The organism is Paraburkholderia sp., assembly GCF_035501035.1.
Classification (GTDB): domain Bacteria; phylum Pseudomonadota; class Gammaproteobacteria; order Burkholderiales; family Burkholderiaceae; genus Paraburkholderia.
In genome coordinates this window covers 1-3013 of sequence record NZ_DATJWR010000127.1, presented here as the reverse complement: position 1 = coordinate 3013, position 3013 = coordinate 1, and the positions used below count along the sequence as shown (strand labels likewise).

The 3013-nt window shown below is 68.8% G+C and carries 4 protein-coding genes; all 4 read right to left on the bottom strand.

Annotated features, from left to right (window positions below; genetic code table 11):
* A partial coding sequence (locus VMJ11_RS09045; protein WP_414694350.1) for a DUF2844 domain-containing protein occupies window positions 1-570 on the bottom strand: 570 nt, incomplete at its 3' end.
* Window positions 571-793: 223 nt separating this feature from the next.
* Window positions 794-1579: a protein phosphatase CheZ gene (gene cheZ / locus VMJ11_RS09040; protein ID WP_325619056.1), complete on the bottom strand. Its 786-nt coding sequence runs from the start codon at window positions 1577-1579 to the stop codon at window positions 794-796.
* A gap of 1 nt (window position 1580) precedes the next feature.
* Entirely contained in the window at window positions 1581-1976 is a 396-nt protein-coding gene (gene cheY / locus VMJ11_RS09035; protein WP_112169901.1) for a chemotaxis response regulator CheY, read from the bottom strand.
* 130 nt (window positions 1977-2106) lie between these two features.
* The coding region (locus VMJ11_RS09030; RefSeq protein ID WP_325619054.1) for a chemotaxis response regulator protein-glutamate methylesterase at window positions 2107-3013 on the bottom strand (907 nt) is incomplete at its 5' end.

Genomic DNA, 3013 nt, shown 5'->3' with positions numbered 1-3013 from the left:
GACGCCGGCAGGCAGCGCCTGCGGCAGCCATGCCTGCCCGGAGAAGGCGCCCATGTGCCCGCCCGCATGCACGATGAGGCCCGACTGTTCGACCACGGCCGGCCCGCGCGCGCGGCCGGCGGCATGGCTCGCCTTCACTGCGGCCACGTATTGCGGGAAGTAGCCGCCGAGCAGCGTGGCGAGGTCGGGCGGCAGCGGACCGCTCCATGCAACGCCGAACACGGTGCCGCCCTGCGAAAGGTACTCGCGCACGACCGTGCCGTTGGCGAGCGTGGTCTGCTGGATGGTGTATGCGGCGGATGTCGCCGGCGTGGCGGAGGCCGCGTGTTGCATGGCCTGGGTCGTGACGGCGGAGGCATTGCCTTGCGTTGCGGCTGCGGCTGCGCTCAGCGTGGTGGCGCTTGCGCCCGCGGGTGTGGGCATGGGCGCGCCGCCGAGCGCGGCGCAGGCCGGCCGCGCGGCAATCAGGGTGACAACCAGCGCGGCGCCAAGCGTGCAGGCAAGCGCGGCGCGCCGTGCGAGCGAGCGCGCGCGCGCGCACGTGGCGGAAAACGAGGTGTGCGGATACAAGACGGCCCCTCCCTCTCGCGATAGCGCGTTGCACCATGCGCTGTCGGACCGCGCGCAAACGTTGTCGCGGGACGCAAAACAGCGGGACGGGCAACGACAGACTGCGCTTCGCTGCCCCGCCGCGACGAGCGCCGCGGCAGGGCACGAGCGACTAAGCCGTAGTATGCCCGCCCGACGTTGGAGGTGACAGTTGGCCGAACGGCCTACGTTCGGTTGCGCTCACTCAGAAACCGAGGCTAGCGAGCAGGTCGTCGACCTGTGCCTGGTCCTGCACGACGTCGGTCTTGCCTTCGGGGTTGATCTGCGGGCCGTTGAGCAAGCTCTCGGGACTGCCGGTGCTGCTCACCGTCTCGGCGAGCGCCGCCGCTGTCGCTGCGAACTGCTCGCGCCGCTCGGGCGCAATGTTCTCGACCAGCACGGTCAAGAGTTGCTGCTCGATCAGGTAGACCACGTCCATGATCTTCTTGATCACCTGCCCCGTCAGATCCTGGAAGTCCTGCGCGAGCATGATTTCGAGCAGTTGCTGGTTGGTGGCAGTGGTCGCCTGCGGCACGCCGTCCAGAAAGGACCGCGTGTCGTCCATCAGCTGGCGCACTTCCTCGCGGCCGATCGGCGCGTCGTACCACGTCGACCACCGGCTCGAAAGCTCCTTCGCGTCGCGCTCGAGCGTCTCCTGCAGCGGCTTGGCGATGTCGATCGACGTGAGCACGCGCTCGGCGGCCTGCTCGGTCATGTTCGCGACATAGCGCAGGCGGTCGCGCGCGTCGGGCACCGCCTCGGCGGCGCGCTCCACGTGCTTGTCGAGGCCGAGCTCGCGCATCGAGTCGCGCAGACTGCGCGTCAGCTGGCCGATGCGCGCGAGGATGCGGTCCGTCGCGAGTTCGCCCGCCTCGCCCGCCGCAGGCGCCGCGGCATCGAGCTGAGCGGGCGGTTCGGGCGCAACGGCGCTCTCGCCTTGCGGCCACTCACCCGCAGGAGCGCCGGACTGCGCACTGATGGGCTCGTTCACGTCAGCTCCCCGTCTTGGCCATCTTCTCGAGAATCTTGTTGAGCTTCTCGTCGAGCGTCGCGGCCGTGAACGGCTTCACTACGTAGCCGCTCGCGCCGGCCTGCGCCGCCGCGATGATGTTCTCCTTCTTCGATTCGGCCGTGACCATCAGCACCGGCAGATGCGTGAGATTCGCGTCGGCGCGGATCTCCTTGAGCATCGCGAGACCGTCGAGATTCGGCATGTTCCAGTCCGAGATCACGAAATCGTAGTTGCCGCCGCGCAGGCGCGCGAGGCCCGCTGCGCCGTCTTCGGCTTCGTCGACGTTCGAGTAGCCCAGTTCCTTGAGCAGGTTGCGAACGATCCGGCGCATCGTCGGAAAGTCGTCCACCACCAGAATCTTCATTCCCTTATCCATCTCGTTCCATTCCTCCAGGCGAAAACCCGGGCAATTATCCAGACAAGCGCACTGCCTATCCAGATAAATTAATCGCGAGCGATCGTGCAAGCTCAACCGGCCGGCACGACATCTCGATATTGGTTATCCATCAGACGCGCTGGACCCGGTCGCCCATCGAGGCGAGGCGGGTCATCACGCGCCGGCTCATGTCGGCGAGCGAGGCGATCTCGTCGGCGGCGCCGAGCGCAATCGCTTCGCGCGGCATGCCGAACACAATGCAGCTCGCCTCGTCCTGCGCGAGCGTGAACGCCCCGGCCTGGCGCATCTCGAGCAGCCCGGCCGCACCGTCGCGGCCCATGCCCGTGAGAATCACGCCGATGGCGTTCTTGCCCGCGTGCAGCGCCGCCGAGCGAAACAGCACGTCAACCGACGGACGATGCCGGTTCACCGGCGGGTCGTCGGACAAATGCGCGATGTAGTTCGCCCCGCTGCGCGCGAGCAAGAGGTGCGCGTGGCCCGGCGCGATGTAGGCGTGGCCGGGCAGCACACGCTCGCCGTGCTCCGCTTCCTTGACGGTGATGCGGCACAGCCCGTTCAGGCGCTGCGCGAACGACTTCGTGAACCCCGGCGGCATGTGCTGCGCGATCAGCACGGCGGGCGCGTCGGGCGGCAGCGGCTGCAGCACTTCGCGGATCGCCTCGGTGCCGCCCGTCGAAGCGCCGACGATGATCAGCTTCTCGGTGGAAACCAGCGGGTTGTTGATCATCGGCGCCGGGCTCGCGGCGTGCGCGGCGGCATGGCCATGGGCGCCGTGGCCGCCGTGAGCGCCGTGGGCGGTTGCCGCGCCGGCGGCCGGCGCGCTCGGCGCATGGTGCGCACGCACGCGTGCGCGCGCAGCTGCGCGCACCTTGTCTGCGAGCTTTTCCGCGTATTCGAGCATGCCGTCGCGAATGCCGACCTTCGGCTTGGTCACGAAGTCGACCGCGCCGAGTTCGAGCGCGCGCAGCGTGATTTCGTTGCCGCGCTCGGTCAGCGACGACACCATCACGACCGGC